The 26,645-nt window shown below is 65.7% G+C and carries 19 protein-coding genes, 5 tRNA genes and 3 pseudogenes; 15 read left to right on the forward strand and 12 right to left on the reverse strand.

The window, feature by feature from the left end; genetic code table 11:
• The first annotated feature begins 71 nt into the window (after positions 1 to 71).
• The 3 genes from ppsR (at position 72) to XarbCFBP7408_RS04725 (ending at position 2,158) form a co-directional block, all read left to right on the forward strand.
• Positions 72 to 893 carry a posphoenolpyruvate synthetase regulatory kinase/phosphorylase PpsR gene (ppsR, locus tag XarbCFBP7408_RS04715; RefSeq protein ID WP_104561831.1) on the forward strand — a complete coding sequence of 274 codons (822 nt, stop codon included), beginning with the start codon at positions 72 to 74 and terminating at the stop codon, positions 891 to 893.
• A 202-nt stretch (positions 894 to 1,095) separates the two neighbouring features.
• On the forward strand, positions 1,096 to 1,605 hold the full coding sequence (locus tag XarbCFBP7408_RS04720; protein WP_104561833.1) for a DUF1249 domain-containing protein: 510 nt from the start codon (positions 1,096 to 1,098) through the stop codon (positions 1,603 to 1,605).
• A gap of 64 nt (positions 1,606 to 1,669) precedes the next feature.
• Positions 1,670 to 2,158 carry an NUDIX hydrolase gene (locus XarbCFBP7408_RS04725; protein WP_104561835.1) on the forward strand — a complete coding sequence of 163 codons (489 nt, stop codon included), beginning with the start codon at positions 1,670 to 1,672 and terminating at the stop codon, positions 2,156 to 2,158.
• 317 nt (positions 2,159 to 2,475) lie between these two features.
• Here the strand turns inward: XarbCFBP7408_RS04725 and XarbCFBP7408_RS04730 are convergent, their stop codons facing one another.
• On the reverse strand, positions 2,476 to 3,237 hold the full coding sequence (locus XarbCFBP7408_RS04730; RefSeq protein WP_104561923.1) for a 3-hydroxybutyrate dehydrogenase: 762 nt from the start codon (positions 3,235 to 3,237) through the stop codon (positions 2,476 to 2,478).
• A gap of 82 nt (positions 3,238 to 3,319) precedes the next feature.
• Here XarbCFBP7408_RS04730 and XarbCFBP7408_RS04735 point away from each other — a divergent pair, with 82 nt between their 5' ends.
• The 5 genes from XarbCFBP7408_RS04735 to XarbCFBP7408_RS04755 all read left to right on the forward strand — a co-directional run bounded on the left by XarbCFBP7408_RS04735 (position 3,320) and on the right by XarbCFBP7408_RS04755 (position 7,068).
• Positions 3,320 to 3,982, forward strand: coding sequence for a CDP-alcohol phosphatidyltransferase family protein (locus XarbCFBP7408_RS04735; RefSeq protein WP_181106596.1), 663 nt, complete (start codon positions 3,320 to 3,322; stop codon positions 3,980 to 3,982).
• Positions 3,983 to 4,036: 54 nt separating this feature from the next.
• The gene (phaE, locus tag XarbCFBP7408_RS04740; protein WP_181106604.1) at positions 4,037 to 5,206 is read left to right on the forward strand and encodes a class III poly(R)-hydroxyalkanoic acid synthase subunit PhaE; all 1,170 of its coding nucleotides are present in this window, start codon (positions 4,037 to 4,039) and stop codon (positions 5,204 to 5,206) included.
• The gene (locus tag XarbCFBP7408_RS04745) at positions 5,203 to 6,279 is read left to right on the forward strand and encodes a class III poly(R)-hydroxyalkanoic acid synthase subunit PhaC (RefSeq protein ID WP_104561839.1); all 1,077 of its coding nucleotides are present in this window, start codon (positions 5,203 to 5,205) and stop codon (positions 6,277 to 6,279) included. The genes phaE and XarbCFBP7408_RS04745 overlap by 4 nt, the downstream gene beginning before the upstream one ends.
• A gap of 103 nt (positions 6,280 to 6,382) precedes the next feature.
• Positions 6,383 to 6,583, forward strand: a complete 201-nt coding sequence (locus tag XarbCFBP7408_RS04750) for a PspC domain-containing protein (protein WP_016904409.1) — start codon at positions 6,383 to 6,385, stop codon at positions 6,581 to 6,583.
• Complete coding sequence (locus XarbCFBP7408_RS04755; protein ID WP_429001390.1) at positions 6,580 to 7,068, forward strand: hypothetical protein; 489 nt, start codon at positions 6,580 to 6,582, stop codon at positions 7,066 to 7,068. The genes XarbCFBP7408_RS04750 and XarbCFBP7408_RS04755 overlap by 4 nt, the downstream gene beginning before the upstream one ends.
• Here XarbCFBP7408_RS04755 and XarbCFBP7408_RS04760 read toward each other — a convergent pair.
• Positions 7,026 to 8,237 carry an NAD(P)/FAD-dependent oxidoreductase gene (locus XarbCFBP7408_RS04760; protein WP_104561843.1) on the reverse strand — a complete coding sequence of 404 codons (1,212 nt, stop codon included), beginning with the start codon at positions 8,235 to 8,237 and terminating at the stop codon, positions 7,026 to 7,028. The two genes, XarbCFBP7408_RS04755 and XarbCFBP7408_RS04760, sit on opposite strands and share 43 nt — an antisense overlap.
• A gap of 192 nt (positions 8,238 to 8,429) precedes the next feature.
• Between XarbCFBP7408_RS04760 and XarbCFBP7408_RS04765 the strand changes: the two genes are divergently transcribed.
• Both XarbCFBP7408_RS04765 and XarbCFBP7408_RS04770 read left to right on the forward strand, forming a co-directional pair.
• On the forward strand, positions 8,430 to 8,657 hold the full coding sequence (locus XarbCFBP7408_RS04765; RefSeq protein WP_104561845.1) for a hypothetical protein: 228 nt from the start codon (positions 8,430 to 8,432) through the stop codon (positions 8,655 to 8,657).
• A 243-nt stretch (positions 8,658 to 8,900) separates the two neighbouring features.
• On the forward strand, positions 8,901 to 11,267 hold the full coding sequence (locus XarbCFBP7408_RS04770; protein ID WP_104561847.1) for a Tex family protein: 2,367 nt from the start codon (positions 8,901 to 8,903) through the stop codon (positions 11,265 to 11,267).
• A gap of 289 nt (positions 11,268 to 11,556) precedes the next feature.
• On the opposite strand, the pseudogene XarbCFBP7408_RS04775 reads toward XarbCFBP7408_RS04770, so the two are convergent.
• From XarbCFBP7408_RS04775 to XarbCFBP7408_RS04780, 4 genes and pseudogenes are all read right to left on the reverse strand, one after another.
• Positions 11,557 to 14,538: pseudogene (locus XarbCFBP7408_RS04775) on the reverse strand (PAS domain S-box protein); the annotation flags it as partial.
• Between the two features lie 6 nt (positions 14,539 to 14,544).
• Positions 14,545 to 14,889: pseudogene (locus tag XarbCFBP7408_RS23450) on the reverse strand (PAS domain-containing protein); the annotation flags it as partial.
• A 36-nt stretch (positions 14,890 to 14,925) separates the two neighbouring features.
• A pseudogene (locus tag XarbCFBP7408_RS23370) lies at positions 14,926 to 15,330 on the reverse strand (histidine kinase); the annotation flags it as partial.
• 189 nt (positions 15,331 to 15,519) lie between these two features.
• Complete coding sequence (locus tag XarbCFBP7408_RS04780; protein ID WP_181106598.1) at positions 15,520 to 15,900, reverse strand: response regulator; 381 nt, start codon at positions 15,898 to 15,900, stop codon at positions 15,520 to 15,522.
• Positions 15,901 to 16,039: 139 nt separating this feature from the next.
• On the opposite strand from XarbCFBP7408_RS04780, the gene XarbCFBP7408_RS04785 reads away from it, so the two are divergent.
• Positions 16,040 to 16,126 (forward strand) — tRNA-Leu (locus tag XarbCFBP7408_RS04785).
• 346 nt (positions 16,127 to 16,472) lie between these two features.
• Positions 16,473 to 16,649, forward strand: a complete 177-nt coding sequence (locus XarbCFBP7408_RS04790) for a hypothetical protein (protein ID WP_039521745.1) — start codon at positions 16,473 to 16,475, stop codon at positions 16,647 to 16,649.
• A gap of 212 nt (positions 16,650 to 16,861) precedes the next feature.
• Here XarbCFBP7408_RS04790 and XarbCFBP7408_RS04795 read toward each other — a convergent pair.
• From XarbCFBP7408_RS04795 to XarbCFBP7408_RS04820, 6 genes are all read right to left on the reverse strand, one after another.
• Positions 16,862 to 16,937 (reverse strand) — tRNA-Glu (locus XarbCFBP7408_RS04795).
• 48 nt (positions 16,938 to 16,985) lie between these two features.
• Positions 16,986 to 17,061: transfer RNA gene (locus XarbCFBP7408_RS04800), tRNA-Ala, on the reverse strand.
• 478 nt (positions 17,062 to 17,539) lie between these two features.
• Positions 17,540 to 17,615: transfer RNA gene (locus XarbCFBP7408_RS04805), tRNA-Glu, on the reverse strand.
• A 45-nt stretch (positions 17,616 to 17,660) separates the two neighbouring features.
• A tRNA-Ala gene (locus tag XarbCFBP7408_RS04810) sits at positions 17,661 to 17,736 on the reverse strand.
• Positions 17,737 to 17,840: 104 nt separating this feature from the next.
• On the reverse strand, positions 17,841 to 18,302 hold the full coding sequence (locus tag XarbCFBP7408_RS04815) for a c-type cytochrome (RefSeq protein WP_160955148.1): 462 nt from the start codon (positions 18,300 to 18,302) through the stop codon (positions 17,841 to 17,843).
• An 8-nt stretch (positions 18,303 to 18,310) separates the two neighbouring features.
• Positions 18,311 to 18,703 carry a c-type cytochrome gene (locus XarbCFBP7408_RS04820; RefSeq protein WP_104561851.1) on the reverse strand — a complete coding sequence of 131 codons (393 nt, stop codon included), beginning with the start codon at positions 18,701 to 18,703 and terminating at the stop codon, positions 18,311 to 18,313.
• A 204-nt stretch (positions 18,704 to 18,907) separates the two neighbouring features.
• On the opposite strand from XarbCFBP7408_RS04820, the gene XarbCFBP7408_RS04825 reads away from it, so the two are divergent.
• The 3 genes from XarbCFBP7408_RS04825 to XarbCFBP7408_RS04835 are packed head-to-tail and all read left to right on the forward strand — an operon-like array spanning position 18,908 to position 26,627.
• A complete protein-coding gene (locus tag XarbCFBP7408_RS04825; RefSeq protein ID WP_181106600.1) occupies positions 18,908 to 20,041 on the forward strand; it encodes an efflux RND transporter periplasmic adaptor subunit in 1,134 nt (377 codons plus the stop codon).
• Complete coding sequence (locus tag XarbCFBP7408_RS04830) at positions 20,038 to 23,544, forward strand: efflux RND transporter permease subunit (RefSeq protein WP_104561853.1); 3,507 nt, start codon at positions 20,038 to 20,040, stop codon at positions 23,542 to 23,544. Before XarbCFBP7408_RS04825 ends, XarbCFBP7408_RS04830 begins: the two co-directional genes overlap by 4 nt.
• Positions 23,541 to 26,627 (forward strand): efflux RND transporter permease subunit, encoded by a 3,087-nt coding sequence (locus tag XarbCFBP7408_RS04835; RefSeq protein WP_104561855.1) that lies wholly within the window; start codon positions 23,541 to 23,543, stop codon positions 26,625 to 26,627. The genes XarbCFBP7408_RS04830 and XarbCFBP7408_RS04835 overlap by 4 nt, the downstream gene beginning before the upstream one ends.
• Positions 26,628 to 26,645 lie beyond the last annotated feature (18 nt).

Below are 26,645 nucleotides of genomic sequence, written 5' to 3' on the forward strand. Positions count from 1 at the left end.
TGCAGTGCACAGCGGAATCTGCACAAGCATGAACCCGTAGTTTTGGACACCAGTTCAAAGAGGTGGTCTTGATGTCAACAATTCGACCGGTGTTCTACGTCTCCGATGGAACCGGTATCACCGCTGAAACGATTGGGCATAGCCTGCTCACGCAGTTCAGCGGTTTCAACTTCGTCACCGACCGCATGTCGTTCATTGATGATGCAGAAAAAGCGCGCGATGCGGCGCTGCGGATACGCGCGGCAGGCGAGCGGTACCAGGTCCGTCCGGTGGTGGTCAATTCCTGCGTCGATCCCCAGCTGAGCATGATCCTGGCCGAAAGCGGCGCCCTGATGCTGGACGTGTTCGCGCCCTTCATCGAGCCGCTGGAGCGCGAGCTCAATGCACCGCGGCATTCGCGCGTGGGGCGTGCGCACGGCATGGTCGACTTCGAGACCTACCACCGCCGCATCAACGCGATGAACTTCGCGCTGAGCCACGATGACGGCATCGCGCTCAATTACGACGAGGCCGACGTGATCCTGGTGGCGGTGTCGCGCGCCGGCAAGACGCCGACCTGCATCTACCTGGCATTGCATTACGGCATCCGCGCCGCCAACTATCCGTTGACCGAGGAAGATCTGGAAAACGAGCGTCTGCCGCCGCGCCTGCGCAATTACCGCAGCAAGCTGTTCGGCCTGACCATCGACCCGGAGCGCTTGCAGCAGATCCGCCAGGAGCGGCGCGCCAATTCACGCTACAGCGCGGCAGAGACCTGCCGGCGCGAGGTGGCCACCGCCGAGCGCATGTTCCAGATGGAGCGCATTCCGACCTTGAGCACCACCAATACCTCGATCGAGGAAATTTCCAGCAAGGTGTTATCCACGCTGGGGCTGCAGCGCGAGATGTTTTGAGGCGGGATTGGTTGGCGGGATTGGGGATTGGGGTTGGGCCGCGCGTAGCACATTCACGATCCGGAGCTACCGTAACGTGCCACGGTCGGTCGGTGAGCGTCAAGGACATCAAGCGGGCGGGGCAGGGCTCCGCCAAGGTAGGCCTGCCGGTGGCCGGTCGTCAATGCTGCCCGTGCGGCAGCGCAGCGTGTAGGATCGGTTCATGGCGCAAGCACTGAGTAAACTCGAACGCATCCCCAGGTTGAGCCGGTTCGGCTGGCTGATGGGCTTGTACGCAGAAAACTTCCAGCACCTGACCCGGCTGTTCGCACCGGCCGACCTCGCTCCCGGTTCCTATCTGTCGTCGATCGGCGATGGCCTGGACCTGCGTCTGGACGTGATCGAATGTCACCGCTATACGGTCGAGCTGCGGCTGACCTACGACCTGTGCGACCCGGTCACCGGCGAGCCGGACCCGTCGGCCTATGTGCGCCTGTACCGCGATGCGCGCCAGGCCGAGACCACCCATTGCTACGTCGGCCGTCGCTGGCAGGACGTGATGGGCATGTTCCCGCCGCCGGCCGAGCTGATCAGCCACCGCATGCGCATGAACACGTTCCTGGGCAAGTGGCTGGACTATCTGGCCGAGCGCGGCCATGGCGTGGCTGCCTTGCGTCTGGATAGCGACTACGTCGCGCCACCGCGTCCCGGCTCGCAGGCCGCCGTCGGCTGAGGCTGCGCCACGCCGCTTGCGTAGCATCGGGCATACTGATGCGCTCGATTCTAGCGCGCCCGCCATGCCCTATACCCCTATCGTCGCCACGCTCGGCTACCTGTTGTCGCCCGACGCCACACAGGTGTTGATGATCCATCGCAATGCCCGCCCCGGCGATCAGCACCTGGGCAAATACAACGGGCTCGGCGGCAAGGTGGAACCGGACGAGGACGTGCTGGCCGGCATGCGCCGCGAGATCCGCGAAGAGGCCGGCGTGGAGTGCGGCGATATGCAACTGCGCGGCACCATCAGCTGGCCGGGCTTCGGCAAGCACGGCGAGGACTGGCTGGGCTTCGTGTTCCTGATCCACAGCTTCCAGGGCGAGCCGCAGGCCTACAACCCGGAAGGCACGCTGGAATGGGTGGCGATCGATCGCATGGACCAGGTACCGATGTGGGAGGGCGACCGCAATTTTCTGCCGCTGGTCTTCGATGGCGACCCGCGTCCGTTCCATGGCGTGATGCCGTATCGCGACGGGCGCATGCAGTCGTGGACGTATTCGCGTATCTGAGCGGGAGTGAGGGAGTGCGCAGCCGCCCAGGCGAGCGCGGCTGTCTGTCTGGCGCGGTCACCGCAGGGCCGGACTTGCGTGTCGTCTCCCTTCGCCATGGATGTCGTTCCATCGGCGCCAATGCGCATGCGATCGACCTGGCGAGCGCAACCGCAAGCCGGCGCCGCACCCTGTGGCGACATGCCTTCCGCATTCCGCCTCCACGCACTTCTCCACACCGGTTGTGGATGAAGTCTGCGCAAGTCTGTGGACAACTGCGCGCGCGCCTTGCGGCGCAAGGCGGCCACGGAAGCTGGTGAAAATTTCGCCAGCCGTGCTCACTGCGCGGTCCAGCCGCCATCGATGGCGATCGCCTGCCCGGTGATGTTGCGCGCGGCATGCGACATCAGGAACGCGACCGTGCCGGCGAGTTCGTCGTAGTCGATGAAGGCGCCCTTGGGCATCGGCTTGAGCATCACATCGCGGATCACCGCCTCTTCGGCGATGCCGCGCGTGCGCGCCTGGTCGGCGATCTGGCGCTCCACCAGCGGGGTGCGCACATAGCTCGGGCACAGCGTGTTGACGGTGATGTCGCAGTCGGCGGTTTCCAGTGCGATGACCTTGGCCAGGCCGACCAGGCCGTGTTTGGCGGCGACATACGCGCTCTTGTACGGGCTAGCGACCAGCGAGTGGATGCTGCCGATGTTGACGATGCGTCCGTAGCCGGCCGCGCGCATGCCGGGCAGGAGCGCGCGGCTGAGCCGTGCGGCGCCGGTCAGCATCACATCCACCAGCAAGGCCCAGCGCTGCATCGGGAAGTCTTCCAGCGCGGACACCTGTTGCAAGCCGGCGTTGTTGACCAGCACCTGCGGCGCGCGCGTCACGCACGCCAAGGCCTGCGTGATGCCGTGGTCATCGGTCACGTCCAGCGCCAGTGCTTCGGCCGAGCCGCCGGCGTCGCGCAGGCGCTGCGCGGTGCGTTCGGCTGCCGCCAGGTCCATATCGCTGACGATCAGATGGTGGCCACCGGCGGCCAGCTCGGTGGCGATGCCGGCGCCAATGCCGCTGCCTGCGCCGGTGATCAGGATGCTGCGCTTCATGCTGTCCTCGGTGTCGATCGTGCCCGGCCGGAGCGGCCATGCCGATCGCCAGCCTAGCCGATCGTGCGAAACAGTCGCCTGCATGGCGTGCGCGCGTTACCCTTTGCGCCTTGCTCTTCTCGGGTTCCGCATGAAACGCCATTTCTCGATGCTGCGCGATTTCCAACTCGCGGACTGGTTCACCCTGGCCAACGCCTTCTGCGGCACCGGCGCGGTGTTCGCGTCGATGCGCTTCCTGCAGGAAGGCCATCGCGGCGACCTGCTGCTGGGCATGGCGCTGATCCCGCTGGCGTTCGTGTTCGATGCGCTGGACGGGCATGTGGCGCGCTGGCGCAAGGCCTCCTCGACGCTGGGACGCGAGCTGGATTCACTGGCCGACGTGATCTCGTTCGGGGTGGCGCCGGCGGCGCTGGGCTATGCCTGCGGCATGCGCGGCGGCTGGGATTGGCTGGTGCTGAGCTATTTCGTCTGCTGCGGCGTGAGCCGGCTGGCGCGCTACAACGTGACTGCCGAAGAGATCGCCGGCGAGGCCGACAAGGTGCCGTACTTCGAGGGTACCCCGATCCCGACCAGCCTGCTGCTGGTGATCCTGCTGGCGGTGGCTGCCAGCAGCGGCCATATCGGCCAGAGCTTGTGGTGGGGCCAGTGGCAGCTCGGGCCGTGGCAGTTCCACCCGCTGGTGCTGCTGTTTGCAGTGTCCGGTTCGCTGATGATCAGCAAGACGCTGCGCATCCCCAAACCCTGACCGGTACGGCCGGGCACACGCGGTAGGATGGCTGGTGGACAGTCACGGGAAGGGATCATGGCAACCAGCGGTTCGGACAACGGCAACTTCGAAGACAAGGCGCGCCAGTACTGGAGCGCCTGGGGAGATGCCATGCGCCACGGTCAGTCCGGCGCCGCTGCGCAGCCTGGTGCCGTTCCCGGGACGGGGCCGGGCAGCGACGCGCCGCAGGATTGGCGCAAGGCGATGGACTGGTGGTCGCAACTGCTGCCCACCCAGGCCGCACCGCAGGCGCAGGAGGCGATCGACCGCTTCCGTCATCAGGCCGGCGACTGGTTCGGCACCATGCAGCAGGTGGCCGCGCAGTTCGCCGGGCGCGACACCTCGGCCACCGAAGTCTCCGAAGCCTGGCGACGCGCCGTGCAGGGGCAGGGCGAGCAACTGATGCAGTGGACGCTGGGCTCGCTGCGTGGCGGCAGCCCGGGCGGCTTCGACCCGTGGCTGCAGGACGCCGCGCAGGCGCTGGCGAAGTGGCGGGAGGAAAACGCGCCATGGCTGGACATGCCGGCGTTCGGCGTGAGCCGCAATCACCAGGCGCGTCTGCAGACGCTGGCGCGTGCGCAGCAGGAGTACCAGGCGCAATCGCAGGCCTATGGCGAACAACTCAAGTCGGCCATCGAGCAGGCGTTCGCGCGGTTCGCCTCCAAGCTGGGCGAGCACGAAAGCAGCGGCAGTCAGCTGACCAGTGCGCGTGCCCTGTTCGACCTGTGGATCGAGGCCGCCGAAGAGTCGTATGCCGACATCGCCTTGTCCGACCGGTTTCGCGAGGTCTACGGCGGTTTTGCCAATGCACATATGCGCTTGCGCGCCGCGTTGCAGGAAGAAGTGGAGCAGTTGAGCGAGCGTTTCGGGATGCCGACGCGTTCGGAGATGGACGCCGCGCATCGCCGCATCGCCGAGCTGGAACGTGCGGTGCGGCGCATGCTGCGCACCGCGGCCAGCCCGGCCGGCAAGCCCGCTGCAGCCGCAGCTGACCCGGTTGCGCCGGCCGCGGCCAGGCGCGCCCCGGCAGCCAGGGCCGACGCCGCGCCCAAGCCGGCAGCGGCAACCAGCCCGGCCAGGAAACCGCCAGCGAAAACCGCCCCGACCAAGAACACGAAGACGGCCAAAAGCGCCGCCAGGCCATCCGCCGGCACAGCTTCCGCTAAGCCGGCCGCACGCAAGCCACGTGGAGCGCAGGCATGAAAGGCCCGTTGGGATTCAGCGCCGAAGACCTGATGCAGGAAACCCTGTCGATGCAGCGCAAGCTGCGCGAGGGGCTCAAATTACTGCCGGGCGTGGAAGACGTGGATTACGGCGTGACCGCGCGCGAGGAAATCTGGCGCGATGGCAAGGTGGTGCTGTATCGCTTTGTCGGCGAGCAGGCGCCGGTGGCCAGGACGCCGCTGCTGATCGTCTACGCGCTGGTCAACCGCCCCTACATGGTCGATCTGCAGGCCGACCGCTCGCTGGTCAAGGGCCTGCTGAGTCACGGCCAGGACGTCTACGTGCTGGATTGGGGCTACCCGGACCGCTCCGAGCGTTACCTCACCCTGGAGGACTATCTGCTGCGCTATATCGATGGCGCGGTGGATCACCTGCGCGCGCAGTCGGGGCTGGAGGCGGTCGATGTGCTCGGCATCTGCCAGGGCGGCACGTTTGCGCTGTGCTATGCGGCGCTGCAGCGGCCGAAGGTGCGCAACCTGATCACCATGGTGACGCCGGTGGATTTTCACACCCCCGACAACATGCTCTCCAACTGGGCGCGCATGGTCGATGTGGATCTGTTCGTGGACACCATGGGCAACGTGCCGGCGGATCTGATGAACGCCAGTTACCTGATGCTCAAGCCGTTCCGGCTGAATCTGCAGAAATACGTCGGCCTGCTCGACATCCTCGACGACAAGCAGGCGCTGGAAGATTTCCTGCGCATGGAAAAGTGGATCTTCGATTCGCCCGATCTGGCCGGCGAGGCCTTCCGCGAGTTCGTCACCCAGTTCTATCAACGCAATGGGCTGGTGACCGGGCAGGTGCGCATCGGCGGGGAGGCGGTCGATCTGCAGGCGGTGGACATGCCGGTGCTCAACATCTACGCCGAACACGATCACCTGGTGCCGCCCGATGCCTCGCGTGCATTGCGCGGCCTGGTCGGCAGCGACGACTACACCGAGCTGAGTTTCCGCGGCGGGCATATCGGCATCTACGTCTCCGGACGTGCGCAGCGCGAGGTGCCGGTGGCGATCCACCGCTGGTTGCAGGAGCGTGGCGGCAACACGTGATGCGGCTTCGGGGTGCGCTGAGGGTGAGACAAGCAGCCGCAGCCATCACGACGCGCTGTCCCTGCGCTTTCTAGACTGGGCATCACGTTCGAAGGAGCCTTCCATGGCCACGACTACCGCATTGTCCCGTTCCCTCAACGACCGCATGATCGCCGGCGTGGTCGGCGGCATCGCCCGCCGCTTCGGCTGGAGCTCCACGCTGTTGCGGGTGCTGTTCGTGATCGTGTCGATCGCCTCGGCCGCGTTCCCCGGCATCCTGGTCTATCTGATCCTGTGGCTGCTGATCCCCAACCAGGCCGACTGACGCCTGCCCGGCGCCGGTGGTCGTCCGTGCAGGTGCTGGGCGCGTTGTGGACGCTGCCCAATACCGTGCTCGGCCTTGCCATCGGTGCCGCCGGCAGCTGTTTCGGCGCGCGTCCGCGCTGGTCCGGGCAGGAGCTGGCCGTGGTGTTCCATGCCTGGCCGTGGGGACCGGGCGGGGCGATGACGCTGGGCAATGTGATCCTGCTCAAGGGCGCCTCGCTGGATCTGCAATGCAGCACGTACGCGCATGCTGCCGGGCGCTGTCAGCACCCGCCGGTGCGCCTGGGCGACCACGAGCGTGCGCATGTCTACCAGTACATGCTGCTCGGCCCGCTGTTTTTGCCGGTGTACTTGCTGTGCGGCGGCATCCACGTACGCAATCCGCTGGAACGGGCCGCCGACGCGTATGCGCTACACGGCCACGGCTGGTGGCCGTGGGGGCCTCAGCGCAACCGCGAGAAACCGAACAGGTCCGACAACGGGTGAGGCCTGCCTTCCAGTTGCGCGCGCAATAGGCGTGCGCCGATCGCGCTGTAGGTGATGCCGTTGCCGCCGTACGCCATCGCGAACGACACCCGCGGCCCATGTTCGGGATGCGGGCCGAAGAACGGCAGCCCGTCGGCGGTTTCGGCGAAGGTGCCGCCCCAGGCGAACACCGGGCGCAGGCTGATGTCCGGCATCGTCTGGTGAATCTTCTTCAACAGGGTCTTCAGCTTGCCGTTGACGCGCGCATCGCGACGCGCGGGCAGATCGATGTTGTCGTCTTCGCCGCCGGCCACCACGCGTCCATCCGGCGTGCTGCGCAGGTAGAGATAGGGACGCGCGGTTTCCCACATCATGGTGTGCTTGAGCGCGCCCATCTCGCCGTCGTGCAGCGGATCGGTCACGAATGCGTAGCTGCTGCGGTTGCGTGCCACGCGCTGCGACAGCCACTGCTGGTTTGCGTAGCCTGCGGCCATGATGACGTGCCGGGCGCGCAGCGTGACCCCGTCGCGGGTGCGCAACGCGACATGCCGGTCGTGGGGTGTGAGGGTGGCGATCGCGGTGCGGTCGTAGATGCGCGCGCCGTAATGCTCGCCTTCTGCAAACAGGCGGTAGCACAGCCGATACGGATCGACGCTGGCGGCCAGGCGGCTGAGGATCGCACCCTCGGAGCGTACGCCGTAGTTGTGCCACAACGGCGCGCGCTCGATCCATTCGACCGGAAGAGTGTGGGTTTTTCGCACCTGCAGTTCGCTGCGTAGGTCGTCGAGATCCCGCGACCGGCTAGCGTAGTACAGGCTGTCCTGACGGCTGAAGTCGCAACCGCCCAGCGTATTGCAGAGGCCTTGCAGGTCGAGGATGGCTTGCGCGCATGCAGCGTAGGCCAGCGCGGCCGCAGGTTCTCCATACCGGTTGGCCAGCGCGATCATCGGCGTGTCGATTTCGTACTGCAGCAAGGCGGTGCTGGCCGAGGTGCTGCCCCAGCCGATCTCGCGCTGCTCGAGCACCACCACCTCGTGCCCGTGCTTGAGCAGTTCATGCGCGATCAGCGCGGCGGTGACACCGCCGCCGACGATGGCGACCTCGCAATCGGTGTCCTGCTCCAGGCGCGGATAGGCACGCATCAACCCGTTGCGGATCGACCAGAACGGGTAGCCACTTTTGAAGTCCATGCGCTGTCGTACGTGCGGGCGGAGCGCAATTGGACAGGCAGGCGGGGTGAAGCGCTCGTGCACACAGGCGAGGGGATCGTGTGGTCACCGAACCGCAAACAGCCGGCGTTAACGTGCGTGGAAAGCTCCTCACGGCACGGTCGTTATGCTCGCGCCACTAACGTAGTCACAGTTGTTAACGAGGGTGTGGGCATGTCGATCGTTCTGTACGTCGGTGGCAGCAAAGATGGCGACAAGGGCGTTGTGCCTTACGGGTTCAGCAAGTCGCGCGCGATGACCGACGCCGGCCCGGAGATCTATGTCGAGCGCATGGTGCCGTTGAAGGATGTCGGCAAGATCCGCGTGATGGCGCTGGAATCGCTGCACGAAAGCATCCTGGTCGAGCGCGCGGCGACCCTTTACGCAGGTCGCGCCAGCTAAGCAGCTGACCGGACGACGGCGCTCACCGCCAGTGGGCGCCAAGTGCCCACTGCTGCAGGTATCGCAACGGTACTTCAGCTCTTCCGCACCACCGGTAACCACCTGACGATCGCCCGCTGGAGCTCGTCAGCCGTCGAAGGACGCGTCGGCATAGGGTGATGGCGATCCTGTCAACGGGTTCCCGCGGCGGGCCAGCACTGCGAAAATGCTTTTTTTCAGTGAAGCGGCTCCGGCCGCGCCGCCATGCACGACAGCCAGCTTGCCCAGCAGATCGCCCGCACCATCGCCGACGAGATCGGTGCCCAACCCGCCCAGGCGCGCGCCGCCATCGCCCTTCTCGACGAAGGCGCCAGCGTTCCGTTCATCGCGCGCTACCGCAAGGAAGTCACCGGCGGGCTGGACGACACCCAGCTGCGTAACCTGGAAACGCGCCTGACCTATCTGCGCGAGCTGGAAGAGCGCCGCGCGGCGATCCTGTCCAGCATCGGCGAACAGGGCAAACTCAGCGACGAATTGCGTGCCGAGATCGTGGCGGCCGACAGCAAGTCGCGGCTGGAAGACCTGTACCTGCCTTACAAGCCCAAGCGCCGCACGCGGGCGCAGATCGCGCGCGAAGCCGGCCTGGAGCCGCTGGCCGACGGCCTGCTGGCCGACCCGAACCAGGCGCCGGAAGTCGCTGCCGCGGCGTACATCGATGCGGAAAAGGGCGTGGCCGATATCAGGGCGGCGCTGGAAGGTGCACGCGCCATCCTGATGGAGCGCTGGGGGGAAGACGCCGCCCTGGTGGGCGAGCTGCGCAGCTGGTTGAACGACAATGGCGTGATCCGCGCGCGCGTTGCCGAGGGCAAGGAAGAGGCCGGCGCCAAGTACCGCGATTACTTCGGTCATGCCGAATCGCTGTCCAGGATTCCCTCGCACCGCTTGCTGGCGCTGTTTCGTGCGCGCCGCGAGGAGTTCCTGCACCTGGATCTGGAGCCGGGCAACGATGCCGAGGCCGGCCATCAGTACGCCGAGGGCCGTGTGGCGCGCAATGCCGGCATCTCCAACCAGAACCGTCCGGCCGATCGCTGGTTGCTGGATGCCTGCCGGCTGACCTGGCGCGCGAAGCTGCACATGCATCTGCTGCTGGACCTGTTCAACCAGGCGCGGGAGAAGGCCGAGGCCGAGGCGATCGCCGTGTTCGGCGACAACCTCAAGGACCTGATGCTGGCCGCGCCGGCCGGCCCGCGCGTGGTGCTGGGGCTGGACCCGGGTATCCGTACCGGCTGCAAGATCGCCGTGGTCGATGCCACCGGCAAGCTGGTTGCCACCGAGACGATCTACCCGCATGAGCCCAAGCGGCAATGGGACCAGTCGCTGCAGACGATCAAGAAGCTGTGCATGCAGCACAACGTGGAGCTGATTGCGATCGGCAACGGCACCGCCAGCCGCGAAACCGACAAGCTCGCCGGTGAGGCGATCGCGCTGTGCGGGTCAAGCAAGCTGCAGAAGATCGTGGTCAGCGAAGCCGGTGCGTCGGTGTATTCGGCCTCCGAGTTTGCCGCCAAGGAATTCCCCAACCTGGACGTGTCGCTGCGCGGTGCGGTGTCGATCGCGCGGCGCCTGCAGGATCCGCTGGCCGAGCTGGTCAAGATCGAGCCCAAGGCGATCGGCGTTGGCCAGTACCAGCACGACGTGGACCAGTATCGCCTGGCCAAGGCGCTGGAGGCGCGCGTGGAAGACTGCGTCAATGCGGTCGGCGTGTACGTCAATACCGCCTCGGCGGCACTGCTGTCGCGCGTGTCCGGGCTGTCGGGCACGGTGGCGGAAAACATCGTGCGCCATCGCGACGACAATGGGCCGTTCAAGCGCCGCAAGGATCTGCTCAAGGTGCCGCGTCTGGGCGACAAGACCTTCGAGCAATGCGCCGGCTTCCTGCGCATCGCCGATGGCGACGAGCCGCTGGACGTGTCGGCGGTGCATCCGGAAGCCTATCCGGTGGTCGAGCGCATCGTCGGCAGCACCGGCAAGCCGATCAAGGCCTTGCTGGGCGATGGCAGCTTCCTGCGTGGACTCAAGCCGGAGCTGTTCACCGACGAGCAGTTCGGTGTACCGACCGTGCGCGACATCCTCAAGGAGCTGGAAAAACCCGGCCGCGATCCGCGCCCCGAGTTCAAGGCGGCGCAGTTCGCCGAAGGCATCGAGGACATCAAGCACCTCAAGCCCGGCATGGTGCTCGAAGGCGTGGTCAGCAACGTGGCCGCATTCGGTGCGTTCGTCGATATCGGCGTGCATCAGGATGGGCTGGTGCACATCTCCGCGTTGTCGGAGACCTTCGTCAAGGATCCGCGCGATGTGGTCAAGGCCGGCGATATCGTCAAGGTCAAGGTGCTGGAAGTGGACGTGGCGCGCAAACGCATCGCACTGACCTGCCGCCTGTCCGATACGCCACCGCCGGCCGATGCCGCAGCCCAATCGCGCGATCAACGCGGCAACGGCGGCGCGGGGCAGGGCCGGCGCGAGGGTGGCGGTGGGCGTGGCCCGGCGCAGGGCAACGGCAAGCCGCGCACCACTGCGCCGCCGGCCGACAACGCGCTGGCCGCGGCATTCGCACGCGCCAAGCGCGGCTGAGCCAGCGTGCGCGGCGGCTGTCCTGGCACGGCTGGGCAGTGTAGATAGACCCGTTCGCAAGGCGGCGGGTCCGCTGCTGTGAGTGGATCGCGCTGGGGCAGGCTGATCTGCAACTTGGCCGCGGGGGGCGTGCCCTCCGACCACCGCGGTGCGCCTATGCGGATACGATCAGTCGTAAGGCGGCTGGTCTGAGGCATTGCCGCAGGCAAGGACCGGTCGGGATGGTCGGTGTGTGTGATGCAAACAGCAATTGGTTGACCACCCTGTTTTATTGCGTTTCCAGGCGATCTCACGCCTGGCTGCGTACCGCGCGCGTCGGCAAGATCAGGCGTTCGATCAGGTCGACCAGGCCGGGTGGTTCCACCGGCTTGCCCATATGCGCATCGAATCCGGCGACCACTGCGCGGTCGCGGTCTTCTTCGCGCACATAGGCGGTGAGGGCGATCGCGGGGATGTGCCGCGGCAGGTCGGCGCGGCCGGAGCGCACCGTGCGGATCAAGTCGTAGCCGTCGCGCACCGGCATGGCGATATCGCTGACCAGCACGTCGAAGGGCGCCTCTGCCAGGCATTGTTCGGCCGCTTCCACCGAGCCGGCCGCCTGCACCTGCGCGCCGGCAAGCATCAGGAACTGCACCACCGCCTCGCGCGAATCCTGGTCGTCGTCGACCAGCAGCAGGCGCACGCCATCCAGGCGCCCGAGGCAGTCGCTCGGCAGCGGACCGACCTGCAGCGACTCGGCCGACGCGGGACGCAGATCGCTGACTCCGTGCTGGAACGGCAGCACGATGGTGAAGGTCGACCCCTTGCCTTCGCCCGCACTGGATGCCCCCAGGCTGCCGCCGTGCAGATCCACCAACTGACGCGAGATCGACAAGCCCAGCCCCAGCCCACCCACGCGCCGCGTGGTGCCGGCATCGGCCTGCCGAAAGCGGTCGAACACGTGCGGCAGGAATTCGGCCGCAATCCCGATGCCGGTGTCCTGCACGCACAGTCGCAGCCGCTCGTCCTCGATGTCCAGCGCCACCCGCACCGTTCCGCCGGGCGAGGTGAACTTGAGTGCGTTGCTGAGCAGGTTGGACAGCACCTGCTGCAGCCGCCCGGCATCGCCGAAGAACCACAGCTCGCCTTCGCCGGGCGCATCCAGTTCCAGCGCGATGTCGCGCGCCAGTGCGGACGGTTGCATCAACTCCACCGTGCTGCGCATCAGGCCTGCGATATCGAAGTGCTCTGCGTGCAGGCGGATCTTGCCGGACAGGATCGCACTCATGTCGAGCAGGTCGTCGATAATCTGCGTCTGCGCACGCGCACTGCGTTCGATGATGACCAGCCCCTTGCCCACGTTGGCCGGGTCGAACACCTCCGACTGCATCAACCGCGACCAGCCCAGGATGGCATTGAGCGGGGTGCGCAATTCGTGGCTGAGCGTGGCCAGGAACTCGTCCTTGATCCGGCTGGCATGCTCGGCCTGGCTGCGCGCGGCGGTCTCTGCCTGCAGCGATTGCTTGAGCTTGGCATCCACGCGCGTGCGCTCGATGACGATGCCGGCCAGGTGCGATGCAGAGCGCGCCATCGCCTGTTCGCGCAACGAGGGCAGGTGGGCGCGGTCGTAGTGGATGTTGAGCGTGCCCAGCACTTGGCCGTCGCTGTCCAGGATGGGCGTCACGCAGCAGCCGACGATGCCCAGCGCCGCCGCAATCGCGTGGTGGTCGCCGAAGCCTGGGTCTGCCCGGATGTCCTCGCAGATCAGCTGCTGCCGAAGGTAGGCCGAGCGCGCGCAGGGCGGCCCGTTCGGCCCGATCGGCGAAGCTTCGAAATGTCCGCGGTATTCGACCGGAAAATGCGGCGCCGAGCCGAAGCTCAGCGTCTTGCGTACGTCATCCAGCACCATCACCGCGCAATACAGCGCAATCTCGCCACGCGCCTCCACGCTCGCTGCGATGGCGTCCAGCACCACCGACAGCGGTGCGCCGGTGGTGATCAGGCTCAGGATGGCGCGATCGGAGGCGGTTTCGTCCTCGATCAGCTTGCGCTCGGAGATATCGGTCAGCGAGCCGATATGGCCGAGGAAGCGGCCGTCGCTGGCGAAATGCGGCGACGCGGTATCGATGCACCAGCGGTATTGCCCGTCGTGACGACGCACGCGGTACTCGGCCAGGAATTCGCCGCGTTGCGCCAAGGCCTGTGCGAATGCGTCGCGTACGCGCGCGGCATCGTCCGGATGCATCACATCCCACCAGCCCTGATCCATTGCCTGGTCTTCGGCCTGCCCGGTGAAGTGGTACCAGCGCGGATTCCAGTACACGCAGTCGCCCTGCGCATCGGCCATCCAGATCATCGCCGGCACCGTCTCGCACAACGCGCGGAAGCGCGTTTCGCTTTCGCGCAGCTGCTGCTCGAACGCACGGCGGTCATGGATATCGGTATAGGTGCCGATCCACTCGCTGATGCTGCCGTCGTCGCCGCGCACCGGCAGGGCGCGCGCCAGGTGCCAGCGCCTCTGGCCGTCGTGGCGTCGCAGCTCGCACTCCATTTCGTAAGCGCATTCGCCTTCGGTGGCCAAGGCCCAGGCCTGCGCGGACAGTCGCAGGCCATCGGCGGTGTGTGCCTGATGCCACGCAGCGGTCTGGTGGTCGGCAGGATACAGTCCGGTGTATTCGTGCCAGCGCCGGTTGAAGTAAAGCGGCTCACCTTCCGGATCGGCAATGAAGATGATTTGTGGAAGCGTGTCGGCCAGTCGGCGCAGCCGCGCCTCGTTGGCGGCCAGTTGCTGCTGCGCCTTGGCCCGTTGCATGGATTCCCAGCAGCGCGCCGCCACCAGCCGGACCAGCTCGATCTCGGCAGACAGCCAGCGCCGGGGTGCGCGCTGATGCACGCCGATGGCCGCGACCAGGCGGTCGTGTTTGTGCAGCGGAATCGCCAGCGACGCGCGCAGGCCGGAGCGTCGATACTGCTGTGCCACGTAGTCCGGCGCGCCGAGCGCCATCGCGTCGGTGGTGAACCAGGGGCGGTTCTCCAGCAAGGCGTCGCGCAGGCCTTGCGCCACTTCCAGCGGAAAATCGCCCTGCAGGCTTGGCATGTCCTGCACATGGTCGCTGATCACGTGCATGGTTCTGCCGTCGGCCGCCGCCAGACCGAACGCACAGCGATTGACCTGCAGGTGTTCGCCCAGCAATCGCACGCTGGTATCGATGATCTGACGTGGATCTGAAACGTGTTGCAGCGCGTCTTCGAGCATCAGCAGGAAACTGTCGCGACTTGCCATGCTGCGTTGCTGGGTGACATCGAATCCGTGCACCAGGATCGCGTCGATGCGGCCATCGCGCTCGCGCAGCGGCTGATACAGGAAATCCACGAAGGTCTGATCGGGCGCATTGCCGGGCGTGCGCTGCAGATAGGCCGACATCGACTCGCCGATGAAGGGACGGCCGCTGCGTCGTACCTCATCGAGCAGCTCGAGATAGCCCTGGTCGGCGATTTCCGGCATCGCCTCGAGCAAGGGACGGCCGAGCAACGCTCGCCGGCCGACCAGCTCGTGGAAGCGTTGGTTCGCGCTTTCGACGATGTAGCCGGGTCCACGCAGCACCGCCATGAAGGCCGGCGACTGGTCGAGCCAGGTGGGCACCGCTGCGGGCGCAGCCTCGCGGCGGGACGGCCCTGCAGCAGGGGAGGGCGTGCTGGCGACATACAGCATGCCAAGGCGTCTTCCGGCCTGCAGCACCGGGCTGCACGACCACGTCGACAGCGGCAATGCTGCATGCGCATCGGTTCCGGTGTGGTTGGCTTCAACGCTGTCTGCACGTTCCGCCAATGGCTGGCCGAATGCTGCCGGGTGGCGTTCGCCCAATAGCGCGATGCAGGCATCGTTGTAGATGCAGTGCGACTGGTCGCCCCAGACCAGCAGCATCGGTACCTGCGCATGCAGGCACAGCGAAAGCGTCGTCCGCAGCGCCGGGCTGTCGTGCAGCAGCGGGTCGGCGGCGCACGCGGACGACGCCAGCAACAACCCGGCTGTCTCGCACGCCTCCGGCAACAGGCCGGCGAATGGCGACGCGGCGATATCCATTCGGTAACCTGCCCATCATGCCTGGATGCACGATTCTAGTGGCAAGCGGGCCGTGATCGAGGGGTGCGGCCGCGCGAAGGGTCTAGGTTAAGCGCGGCAGACGGGCAGTCGGCCGCTGTGGCTGACCGTGAAGAGCGTCGAAGAACGGCCGCGCCTAGCTGCTGGCGCCGCACCCGCTTGCGCTGTCGCTCAGCTGGAGGCGCCGCTCAGCTGCCGTGCCCTGGACAGCGCGCTGATCAGTTCGTCTGACAAGTAGGGCTTGGTCAGGATCACACCGCGCTCGAGGCCGCGGGGGATGGTGCCACTGGCAACACCGGTCGCCAGCACGAACGGAATCCCGAGCTCCGACAGCAGCCGGGCGACCGGCTCGCTGGTCTCGCCATTGCCGAGGCGGTAGTCGAGCACTGCGATCTCCGGCGCATCGGCCTGGATCAGGGTCAGCGCTTGCGCAACGTCCCCGACCGGACCCAGCACGACCGCGCCAGCCTGGGCGAGCTGCAGGTCGAGCAGCATGGCATTCATCTGGTCGTTCTCGACCACCAGTACCCGAACTCCACGCAACACCGACATTGCTTACTCCTTCACCTAAGTCGGCCAGTATATCGACACAGCCCCAGCGCAGCGCCGCCGCCGCCTTTCGCAGCTGAATTCGTCAGGCGCGTTCTGACACTGTTCGTTTCATGCGCGAGTGGCTATACTGCGCGGCCACGCCGAAGTGGCGGAATCGGTAGACGCAGCGGATTCAAAATCCGCCGCCCTTAAAAGCGTGTGGGTTCGAGTCCCACCTTCGGCACCAGGATGTAGCGGCACAGGCAGAGCCCTTCTGGCGACGGTCAGAGGGGCTTTTCTTTTGTGCGCTCGACAATCGTCGGAACCGGCGATTGTCCGCCGGCTGTCGCATCCGCGCGCTTCGATGTTGCCTTCGCGAATGGAGCGCGCTGTCTTCGAGGTGACACGACAGCGGGTGCAACTGCATCATGTTCTTCGTCGCATGGCGGCGTGTTCCATGCATCGCATCGATGATGCGTGTTCACTGAAAATCTCGGCGAGACGAGCGCGGGTTGCTGCCGGGCGCCTGCAGGCACGCAGCCATCACGCGCGATGCGTACCTTGGAAAGCTCTTTTCAAGCAGGTGGCTTTCCATGGATTTCGATTCCTCGCAGCAACTACGCATCTTGCGCGACATCCATGACACCACGCCGGTCGCCGACGAAGAGGCCAACTGGGCAGTGCGTGCCGGCTATGCAACACAGGCCGAAGACGGCGATATCGATCTCACCCACGAAGGCCGCAAGGCGCTGGATGTCGGCCAGACCTGATCCCTCGTTGCGCGGCTTCGTTCGATTCGTGGGGGGGGGGGTAAGGGCTCATCGTGGAGTGCATGACACCGTCGATCCGCGTGTGCGGGAGTGTGGATGGAGTGCCACGATGCGCGCCTATCGTGCCGCCACCGTCTGCATACGGTGGAACAGGGTGCCCACTGAATTCCAGGCAAAAAAAAGCCCCGGCAGTGCCGGGGCTTTCAGATGATTGGCGTCCCCACGGGGATTCGAACCCCGGTGTCCACCGTGAAAGGGTGGTGTCCTAGGCCTCTAGACGATGGGGACGCGTATCAAAACCTGGTTGTAGATTCCAGACGGCCTATGTCGGGAATGTGGTGGAGCCAGGCGGGATCGAACCGCCGACCTCCTGCATGCCATGCAGGCGCTCTCCCAGCTGAGCTATGGCCCCACGATGCTGCGAGCCGGCAATCATAGCGACATCGATGACACTTGGGAAGTGGTGTGTGCAAAAAAGTTTGCGCGACCGAGTGACGCGTGGCTTCGCAAGCAATCGATGAGTGCGCGCGTCGCAAACTGATCGACCTGGATGTCGTCTGCATCCACGAATGTCTGATTGCGTAGGGTGTGACGATGCAATGGCCGTGGCATATTTTGCACGCCGGTCATGTGCAACAGTCTGCGCACAACATTCGATCGGCATCGCAACATCCTGCGTTTGCTTGCACCGCCATCTGCGTAGCCGTGCCGGCAACCGCAGCAGGTGAGGTGCAAAGCTCCAGGTCGCACAACGCTGATGCGGAGCAGTTGCATCATCGATATCGACAGATGACACGCCACGCGCACCGCGTGCAGATAAACTGCGCACTCAATCGACGCTGAAAAACACGCAAAAAAAAGCCCCGGCAGTGCCGGGGCTTTCAGATGATTGGCGTCCCCACGGGGATTCGAACCCCGGTGTCCACCGTGAAAGGGTGGTGTCCTAGGCCTCTAGACGATGGGGACGCGTATCAAAACCTGAGTTGTCATCCTGACGGCCTAAGCCAGGAGTGGTGGAGCCAGGCGGGATCGAACCGCCGACCTCCTGCATGCCATGCAGGCGCTCTCCCAGCTGAGCTATGGCCCCACGAAACTGAGAAAGAAATGATAGCGGCCTGTTAATGTTCGCGCAAGTGCTTTTTCATTTCGCATGAGACGCAGCGTGCGCGGGGCACGCTGCGCATTGGCAACTCAGTTGACGCCGTGCAGGTCGCGCAGTTGCGTCTGTCGAGCGCCGAAGTAGGCGGCCAGGTCGGCGATGTCCTGATCGCTCAGCGCGGTGGCCTGCGCCGTCATCAGCGGGTGCTGGCGATCGCCGCTGCGGTAGGCCTGCAAGGCATGCGCAAGATAGTCGCCGTATTGGCCGCCGAGCTTGGGATAGCTGGGGTCGATGGGGGCGTTGCCGTCGGCGCCGTGGCAATCGACGCAGCTCTGGCCGGTGGCCTTGCCTTTCGCGTGCGCCAGCTTGTCGCCGGCGTCGGCGCGCCCGGTCGGCAGGCCGGCAGACGAGCCGGAGCCATGTTCGCCGCTGGCGTGGCCGGCATCGCCGGCGGAATGATCGGTGGACTCGACCTGGGATTGGGAGCAGGCCGCCAACATCAGGGCGGCGACCAGGGCGATGGCTAGACGCGGAGCGTGCAGGGCGTTCGGCATGTGGGCGCTTATTTGAGGGTGGACAGGTAGGCGGAGATATCGGCGATGTCCTGCTCGGAAAAACTCTGCGCCTGCGCTTGCATGGTGGGATGCCTGCGCTTGCCCTGTCGGTACTCGGTCAACGCCTGGGTCAGATACTGGCTGGACTGGCCGCCGATCTTGGGCACGCGATAGCTGGGATAGGCGTTCTTGTAGCCGGTGACGCCGTGGCAGCCCTGGCAGGTATAGGCCAGCAGGCGGCCGTTGGACGGATTGCCGGCAGGCGCTGCTGGTGTGGTCGCTGCAGCGGCGGGCGCAGGCGTGGCGGGTGCGGCTGGCGTGACTGACGGTGTCGCTGATGCGCCCCCAAACGGCAGGAAGACGACCAGAGCGAGACAAGCGGCGAGCGGCTGCGGGCGCATGGTTTCGTATCCGGAGGACTGATTGAGCGTCCGCACGTGGGGGCGTGGCGGAACCGGTCCGAGTATGCCTGCGATTTGACGCCGCGCAAACCGGGTGAATACGCGAACTTGAACAGACCATGACCTTTGGCGCATTGGCGGCATTATCGTTCTGGTGGTCTACTTACCTACAACACCTGTTAACGCATCCACTAGGACACGACGATGTCGCCATTCTCCTTCCTGCCCGGCCGCAGCGGAACCTGCGCCGCCGCATTGTTGATCACCACGAGCCTGTTGTTGGGCGGCTGCAAGGCAGGAGATGGCGAGGCCAAGGCCGCCGAGGAAAAGAAAACCGTCGATGCGGTACCGGTGGAAATTGCCAAGGCCGCACGCCGTGCGGTGGCGGCCAGCTATACCGGCACCGCCGCCCTGGAGCCACGTGCCGAGGCGCAGGTGGTGGCAAAGACCTCCGGCGTGGCACTGGCGGTGATGGTGGAAGAAGGGCAGAAAGTGTCGGCGGGCCAGGCCCTGGTGCGCCTGGATCCGGACCGTGCGCATCTGGCGGTGGCGCAGAGCGAGGCGCAGTTGCGCAAGCTGGAAAACAGCTATCGCCGTGCCACCCAGTTGGTGGGGCAGCAGCTGGTCAGTGCCGCCGATGTCGACCAGCTCAAGTTCGATGCCGAAAACAGCCGCGCGCAGCATCGGCTCGCATCGCTGGAGCTGTCCTACACCACGGTGCAGGCGCCGATCTCCGGGGTGATCGCCTCGCGCTCGATCAAGACCGGTAACTTCGTGCAGATCAATACGCCGATCTTCCGCATCGTCGACGATGCGCAGCTGGAGGCCACGCTCAACGTGCCCGAGCGCGAACTGGCCACGCTCAAGTCCGGCCAGCCGGTGACCTTGCTGGCCGATGCCTTGCCCGGCCAGCAGTTCATCGGCAAGGTCGACCGCATTGCGCCGGTGGTGGATTCGGGCAGCGGCACCTTCCGGGTGATCTGTGCGTTTGGCCAGGGCGCCGAAGCGCTGCAGCCGGGCATGTTCGGGCGCATCCGCATCGATTACGACCAGCGCAAGGACGCGTTGGTGATCCCGCGCCTGGCGCTGCTGGACGATGGCGAACCGGCGGTGTTCGTGGTGCGCAACGGCAAGGCCAGCCGGGTGCCGGTGAAACTCGGCTATGCCGAAGGCCCATGGCTGGAAGTGCGCCAGGGCCTGAAGGAAGGCGACCAGGTGGTGACCGCCGGCAAGGTGGCGCTGCGCGATGGCACTGCGGTGCAGGTGATCGGCCAGCCCGATCGCAAGCCGGTTGCGGCTGCAGCACCGGCAGCCGGCAGCGACGGGAAACGCTCATGAGCGATCACGGCAACCCGCACGCACCCGTGCATGATCCGCACGCCCCGCTGCCGGGCGGCGGCCTGGTGGCCTTCGCCACGCGGCGGCGGGTGACCATCGCCATGATCACCGTGACCATGCTGCTGTTCGGCCTGATCGCGTTGCGCAGTCTCAAGGTCAATCTGCTGCCCGATTTGAGCTATCCCACGCTTACCGTGCGCACCGAATACACCGGCGCGGCACCGTCGGAAATCGAAACCTTGGTGACCGAGCCGGTGGAAGAAGCCGTCGGCGTGGTCAAGAACCTGCGCAAGCTCAAGTCGATCTCGCGCACCGGCCAGAGCGATGTGGTGCTGGAGTTCGCCTGGGGCACCAACATGGACCAGGCCAGCCTGGAGGTGCGCGACAAGATGGAGGCCTTGTCGCTGCCGCTGGAAACCAAGCCGCCGGTGCTGCTGCGTTTCAATCCCTCTACCGAGCCGATCATGCGGCTGGCGTTGTCGCCCAAGCAGGCGCCGGCCTCCGATACCGATGCGATCCGCCAGCTCACCGGCCTGCGTCGTTATGCCGACGAAGACCTGAAGAAGAAGCTCGAACCGGTGGCCGGTGTGGCGGCGGTCAAGGTCGGTGGCGGGCTGGAAGACGAGATCCAGGTCGACATCGATCAGCAGAAGTTGGCGCAGCTCAACCTGCCGATCGACAACGTGATCACCCGGCTCAAGGAAGAAAACGTCAACATCTCCGGCGGCCGGCTGGAGGAAGGCGCGCAGCGCTATCTGGTGCGCACGGTCAACCAGTTCGTGGATCTGGACGAGATCCGCAACATGCTGGTGACCACGCAGAGCAGCAGCGGTAGCGCCGCGGAAGCGGCGATGCAGCAGATGTATGCAATCGCTGCCTCCACCGGTTCGCAGGCGGCATTGGCGGCGGCGGCCGAAGTGCAGAGCACCTCTTCGTCGTCCAGCAGCAGCATTGCCGGCGGCATGCCGGTGCGGCTGAAGGATGTGGCGCAGGTGCGCCAGGGCTACAAGGAACGCGAAGCGATCATCCGGCTTGGCGGCAAGGAAGCGGTGGAGCTGGCGATCTACAAGGAAGGCGATGCCAACACCGTGTCCACCGCCGCGGCGCTGCGCAAGCGTCTGGAGCAGCTCAAGGCGACGGTGCCGGGCGATGTGGAAATCACCACCATCGAGGATCAATCGCACTTCATCGAACATGCGATCAGCGATGTCAAGAAGGATGCGGTGATCGGCGGCGTACTGGCGATCCTGATCATCTTCCTGTTCCTGCGCGATGGCTGGAGCACGTTCGTGATCAGCCTGTCGTTGCCGGTGTCGATCATCACCACGTTCTTCTTCATGGGCCAGTTGGGACTGAGCCTCAACGTGATGTCGCTGGGCGGGCTGGCATTGGCCACCGGCCTGGTGGTGGACGATTCGATCGTGGTGCTGGAGAGCATCGCCAAGGCGCGTGAGCGTGGCTTGAGCGTGCTGGACGCGGCGATTGCCGGCACGCGCGAAGTGAGCATGGCGGTGATGGCGTCCACGTTGACCACGATCGCGGTGTTCCTGCCGTTGGTGTTCGTCGAAGGCATCGCCGGGCAGCTGTTCCGCGATCAGGCATTGACGGTGGCGATTGCGATTGCGATCTCGCTGGTGGTGTCGATGACGCTGATTCCGATGCTGAGCTCTCTCAAGGGCGCGCCGCCGATGGCGTTTCCGGACGAGCCGAGCCATCCGGATTGGCAGCCCGAGCAGCGTTGGCTCAAGCCGGTGGCGGCTGGGCGGCGTGGCGCAGGTGCGAGCGTGCGCTATGCGTTCTTCGGTGCGGCGTGGGCGGTGGTGAAGCTGTGGCGCGGCATCGCGCGGGTGGTGGGGCCGCTGATGCGCAAGGCCAGCGACTTGGCGATGGCGCCGTATGGCCGCGCCGAGCGTGGCTACCTGGCGATGTTGCCAGCGGCGCTGCGGCGCCCTGGGTTGGTGCTGGCGCTGGCGGCGGCAGCATTCATCGGCACCGTGTTGCTGGTGCCGATGCTGGGCGCGGATCTGATTCCGCAGCTGGCGCAGGACCGCTTCGAAATGACCGTCAAACTGCCTTCCGGCACGCCGCTGGCACAGACCGATGCAGTGGTGCGCGAGTTGCAGCTGGCGCACGACAATGACCCGGGCATCGCGTCGCTGTACGGCGTCAGCGGCAGCGGCACGCGGCTGGATGCCAACCCTACCGAGAGCGGCGAGAACATCGGCAAGCTCACCGTGGTGATGGCCGGCGGCGGCAGCCCGGCAGTGGAAGCGGCGGCGACCGAGCGGCTGCGCAGCAGCATGGTCGGGCACCCGGGCGCGCAGGTGGATTTCGCGCGGCCGGCGTTGTTCAGTTTTTCGACGCCGCTGGAAGTGGAACTGCGCGGTCAGGATCTGGGCGAACTGGAACGCGCCGGGCAGAAGTTGGCGGCGATGCTGCGCGCCAACGGCCACTACGCCGACGTCACATCGACGGTGGAAGAGGGCTTCCCGGAAATCCAGATCCATTTCGATCAGGAGCGTGCCGGTGCGTTGGGGCTGACCACACGGCAGATCGCCGACGTCATCGTCAAGAAGGTGCGCGGCGATGTGGCCACGCGCTACAGCTTCCGCGATCGCAAGATCGACGTGCTGGTGCGTGCGCAGCACAGCGATCGCGCCAGTGTGGATGCGATTCGTCAGCTGATCGTCAACCCGGGCAGCAGCCGACCGGTGCGTCTGGCGGCGGTTGCCGAGGTCCTGGCAACCACCGGGCCGAGCGAGATCCATCGCGCCGATCAGACCCGAGTGGCGATCGTGTCGACCAGCCTCAAGGACATCGATCTGGGCGGCGCGGTACGCGAAGTGGAAACGATGGTACGCAAGGACCCGCTCGCTGCAGGCGTGGGCATGCATATCGGCGGCCAGGGCGAGGAGCTGGCGCAATCGGTGAAGTCGCTGCTGTTCGCGTTCGGGCTGGCCATCTTCCTGGTCTATCTGGTGATGGCCTCGCAGTTCGAATCGCTGCTGCATCCGTTCGTCATCCTGTTCACCATTCCGCTGGCGATGGTGGGTGCGGTGCTGGCCTTGTTGATGACCGGCAAGCCGGTGTCGGTGGTGGTATTCATCGGTTTGATCCTGCTGGTGGGGCTGGTGACCAAGAACGCGATCATCCTGATCGACAAGGTCAACCAGTTGCGCGAGGAAGGCATGCCCAAGCGCGAGGCATTGATCGAAGGGGCGCGCTCGCGCTTGCGGCCGATCGTGATGACCACGTTGTGCACCTTGTTCGGCTTCCTGCCGCTGGCGGTGGCGATGGGCGAGGGCGCCGAGGTGCGGGCGCCGATGGCGATCACCGTGATCGGCGGTTTGCTGGTATCGACCCTGCTGACCTTGCTGGTGATACCGGTGGTGTACGACCTGCTGGATCGTCGCGCCGACGCGTACTATCTGGAACGCGGCCGGCGCATGGCCGGGCAACGCGCGCACGCGGCAGGCAATGCCGACGGACTGGAGGCGCTATGAGCGTTGCCGCCTTCAGCATCCGTCGCCCGGTCACCACCATCATGTGCTTCGTGTCGCTGGTGGTGGTGGGCCTGATCGCCGCGTTCCGGCCGCCATTGGAGGCGCTGCCGGATATTTCCGCGCCATTCCTGTTCGTGCAATTGCCGTACACCGGCTCCACCCCGGACGAGGTGGAACGCAACCTGGTGCGGCCGGCCGAAGAAGCGCTGGCGACGATGACCGGCATCAAGCGCATGCGCTCGACCGCCACCGCCGACGGCGCCAATATCTTCATCGAGTTCTCCGACTGGGACCGCGATATCGCCATTGCCGCCTCCGATGCACGCGAGCGGCTGGACGCGGTACGCGACGATTTCCCTGAGGATCTGCAGCGTTTCCAAGTCTTCAAATGGTCCAGCAGCGACGAGCCGGTGCTGAAGGTGCGGCTGGCGAGTCAGACCGATCTGACCGGCGCATACGACATGCTCGACCGCGAGTTCAAGCGGCGCATCGAGCGTATTCCCGGCGTGGCCAAGGTGGAGATTTCCGGTGCACCGCCGAACGAAGTCGAGATTGCGATTGCGCCCGACCGGCTTACCGCGCACGACCTCAGCCTCAACGACTTGAGCGAGCGCTTGAGCAAGCTCAATTTCTCGGTGTCTGCCGGCCAGATCGACGACAACGGGCAGCGCATCCGCGTGCAGCCGATCGGTGAACTGCGCGACCTGCAGGAATTACGCGAGCTGGTGCTCAATGCCAAAGGCGTGCGGCTGGGCGACATCGCGCAGGTGCGGCTCAAGCCGACGCGCATGAATTACGGGCGCCGTCTGGATGGGCGCCCGGCGATCGGGTTGGATGTCTACAAGGAGCGCAGCGCCAATCTGGTGGAAGTGTCCAAGGCGGCCTTGAAAGAGGTCGAAGACATCCGCGCCCAGCCGGCGATGCGCGATGTGCAGGTCAAGGTGATCGACAACCAGGGCAAGGCGGTGACCTCGTCGCTGGCCGAGCTGGCCGAAGCTGGCGCGGTGGGCCTGTTGCTCTCGATCACGGTGTTGTTCTTCTTCCTGCGGCATTGGCCATCGACGTTGATGGTGACGCTGGCGATCCCGATCTGCTTCGCCATCACCTTGGGCTTCATGTATTTCGTCGGGGTCACGCTCAACATCCTGACCATGATGGGCCTGCTGCTGGCGGTGGGCATGCTGGTGGACAACGCGGTGGTGGTGGTGGAAAGCATCTACCAGGAACGCGAGCGCATGCCCGGCCAACCGCAGCTTGCGGCGCTGCTGGGGACACGCAGCGTGGCCATCGCGCTCAGCGCCGGCACCTTGTGCCATTGCATCGTGTTCGTGCCGAACCTGTTCGGCGAGACCAACAACATCAGCATCTTCATGGCGCAGATTGCGATCACCATTTCGGTGTCGTTGCTGGCGTCGTGGCTGGTGGCGATCAGCCTGATTCCGATGTTGTCGGCACGCATGAAGACGCCGCCGATGGTGACCTCCGAGCGCGGCGTGATCGCGCGGCTGCAGCGCCGTTACGCCAAGGTGCTGGCATGGACGCTGGCGCATCGCGGCTGGAGCGTGGCCGGTATCATTCTGGTCAGTGCGATCAGCCTGGTGCCGATGAAGCTGACCAAGGTCGACATGTTCGGTGGCGACGGTGGCAACGAGGCCTTCATTCAATACCAGTGGAAGGGCTCGTACACGCGCGAGCAGTTGGGCGAAGAGATCGGCCGTGTCGAAAACTATCTGGAAGCCAATCGCGCCAAGTACCACATCACGCAGATCTACTCCTGGTTCAGTGAAATAGAAGGCAGCAATACGGTGGTGACCTTCGATGCGAGCAAGGTCAAGGACCTGCCGCCGCTGCTGGAAAAAATCCGCAAGCAGCTGCCGCGGTCCGCGCGCGCCGATTACAGCATCGGCAACCAGGGCGATGGCGGCAATGGCAATCAAGGCGTGCAGGTGCAGTTGGTCGGCGATTCGACCGATGCATTGAAAGCGCTGGCCGACGATGTGATGCCGCTGCTGGCGCAGCGCAAGGAATTGCGCGACGTGCATGTGGACACGGGCGACCGCACCAGCGAGCTGGCGATCCGGGTCGACCGCGAGCGCGCAGCTGCGTTCGGATTCAGTGCCGAGCAGGTGGCCAGTTTCGTCGGGCTGGCATTGCGCGGTACGCCGCTGCGCGAGTTCCGCCGCGGCGACAACGAGGTGCCGGTGTGGGTGCGGTTTGCGGGCGCCGAGCAGAGCAAGCCGGAAGACCTGGCCAGCTTCACGGTGCGTACCAAGGATGGCCGCAGCGTGCCGTTGCTGAGTCTGGTGGAGGTGCAGATCCGTCCGGCCGCCACCCAGATCGGGCGCACCAATCGGCAGACGACGCTGACAATCAAGGCCAATCTTGCCGAGAAGGTCACCGTGCCGGAGGCGCGCGCGGCGATGGAGGCACCACTCAAGGCGATGCGTTTCCCGGCCGGCTACAGCTACACCTTCGACGGCGGCGATTATCAGAACGACGGCGAGGCGATGGGCCAGATGGTGTTCAATCTGGTGATCGCGTTGGTGATGATTTACGTGGTGATGGCAGCGGTGTTCGAGTCGCTGCTGTTCCCGGCGGCGATCATGAGCGGCGTGCTGTTTTCGATCTTCGGGGTGTTCTGGCTGTTCTGGATCACCGGCACCTCGTTCGGCATCATGTCCTTCATCGGCATTCTGGTGCTGATGGGGGTGGTGGTGAACAACGGCATCGTGATGATCGAGCACATCAACAACCTGCGCCGCCGCGGCATGGGCCGCACGCAGGCCTTGATCGAAGGCTCACGCGAGCGCTTGCGGCCGATCATGATGACGATGGGCACCGCGATCCTGGCGATGGTGCCGATCTCGCTGACCAGCACCACGATGTTCAGCGACGGCCCGCCGTACTTCCCGATGGCACGCGCAATCGCCGGCGGGTTGGCGTTTTCGACGGTGGTCAGCCTGCTGTTCCTGCCCACGATCTACGCGATCCTCGACGACATGAGCAGCGGTGCAGCAGCCCTGGTGCAGCGCGCGCGTGGTGTGCCGAGGACGAGGCCGTCGGGCGCTGCGTTGGAGTCTTGAACGAAGCAAGGCGCGTTA

The sequence above is a fragment of the Xanthomonas arboricola pv. guizotiae genome (genome assembly GCF_002940205.1).
Taxonomy (GTDB): Bacteria; Pseudomonadota; Gammaproteobacteria; order Xanthomonadales; family Xanthomonadaceae; genus Xanthomonas; species Xanthomonas arboricola_C.

What these genes read in the sequence shown, in the direction of transcription:
- ppsR (WP_104561831.1), top strand. Translation starts at nt 72, where the DNA reads ATGTCAACAATTCGACCGGTGTTCTACGTCTCCGATGGAACCGGTATC.
- XarbCFBP7408_RS04720 (WP_104561833.1), top strand. Translation starts at nt 1,096, where the DNA reads ATGGCGCAAGCACTGAGTAAACTCGAACGCATCCCCAGGTTGAGCCGG.
- XarbCFBP7408_RS04725 (WP_104561835.1), top strand. Translation starts at nt 1,670, where the DNA reads ATGCCCTATACCCCTATCGTCGCCACGCTCGGCTACCTGTTGTCGCCC.
- XarbCFBP7408_RS04730 (WP_104561923.1), bottom strand. Translation starts at nt 3,237, where the DNA reads ATGAAGCGCAGCATCCTGATCACCGGCGCAGGCAGCGGCATTGGCGCC.
- XarbCFBP7408_RS04735 (WP_181106596.1), top strand. Translation starts at nt 3,320, where the DNA reads ATGGCGTGCGCGCGTTACCCTTTGCGCCTTGCTCTTCTCGGGTTCCGC.
- XarbCFBP7408_RS04745 (WP_104561839.1), top strand. Translation starts at nt 5,203, where the DNA reads ATGAAAGGCCCGTTGGGATTCAGCGCCGAAGACCTGATGCAGGAAACC.
- XarbCFBP7408_RS04750 (WP_016904409.1), top strand. Translation starts at nt 6,383, where the DNA reads ATGGCCACGACTACCGCATTGTCCCGTTCCCTCAACGACCGCATGATC.
- XarbCFBP7408_RS04760 (WP_104561843.1), bottom strand. Translation starts at nt 8,237, where the DNA reads ATGGACTTCAAAAGTGGCTACCCGTTCTGGTCGATCCGCAACGGGTTG.
- XarbCFBP7408_RS04765 (WP_104561845.1), top strand. Translation starts at nt 8,430, where the DNA reads ATGTCGATCGTTCTGTACGTCGGTGGCAGCAAAGATGGCGACAAGGGC.
- XarbCFBP7408_RS04770 (WP_104561847.1), top strand. Translation starts at nt 8,901, where the DNA reads ATGCACGACAGCCAGCTTGCCCAGCAGATCGCCCGCACCATCGCCGAC.
- XarbCFBP7408_RS04780 (WP_181106598.1), bottom strand. Translation starts at nt 15,900, where the DNA reads ATGTCGGTGTTGCGTGGAGTTCGGGTACTGGTGGTCGAGAACGACCAG.
- XarbCFBP7408_RS04790 (WP_039521745.1), top strand. Translation starts at nt 16,473, where the DNA reads ATGGATTTCGATTCCTCGCAGCAACTACGCATCTTGCGCGACATCCAT.
- XarbCFBP7408_RS04815 (WP_160955148.1), bottom strand. Translation starts at nt 18,302, where the DNA reads ATGCCGAACGCCCTGCACGCTCCGCGTCTAGCCATCGCCCTGGTCGCC.
- XarbCFBP7408_RS04820 (WP_104561851.1), bottom strand. Translation starts at nt 18,703, where the DNA reads ATGCGCCCGCAGCCGCTCGCCGCTTGTCTCGCTCTGGTCGTCTTCCTG.
- XarbCFBP7408_RS04825 (WP_181106600.1), top strand. Translation starts at nt 18,908, where the DNA reads ATGTCGCCATTCTCCTTCCTGCCCGGCCGCAGCGGAACCTGCGCCGCC.
- XarbCFBP7408_RS04830 (WP_104561853.1), top strand. Translation starts at nt 20,038, where the DNA reads ATGAGCGATCACGGCAACCCGCACGCACCCGTGCATGATCCGCACGCC.
- XarbCFBP7408_RS04835 (WP_104561855.1), top strand. Translation starts at nt 23,541, where the DNA reads ATGAGCGTTGCCGCCTTCAGCATCCGTCGCCCGGTCACCACCATCATG.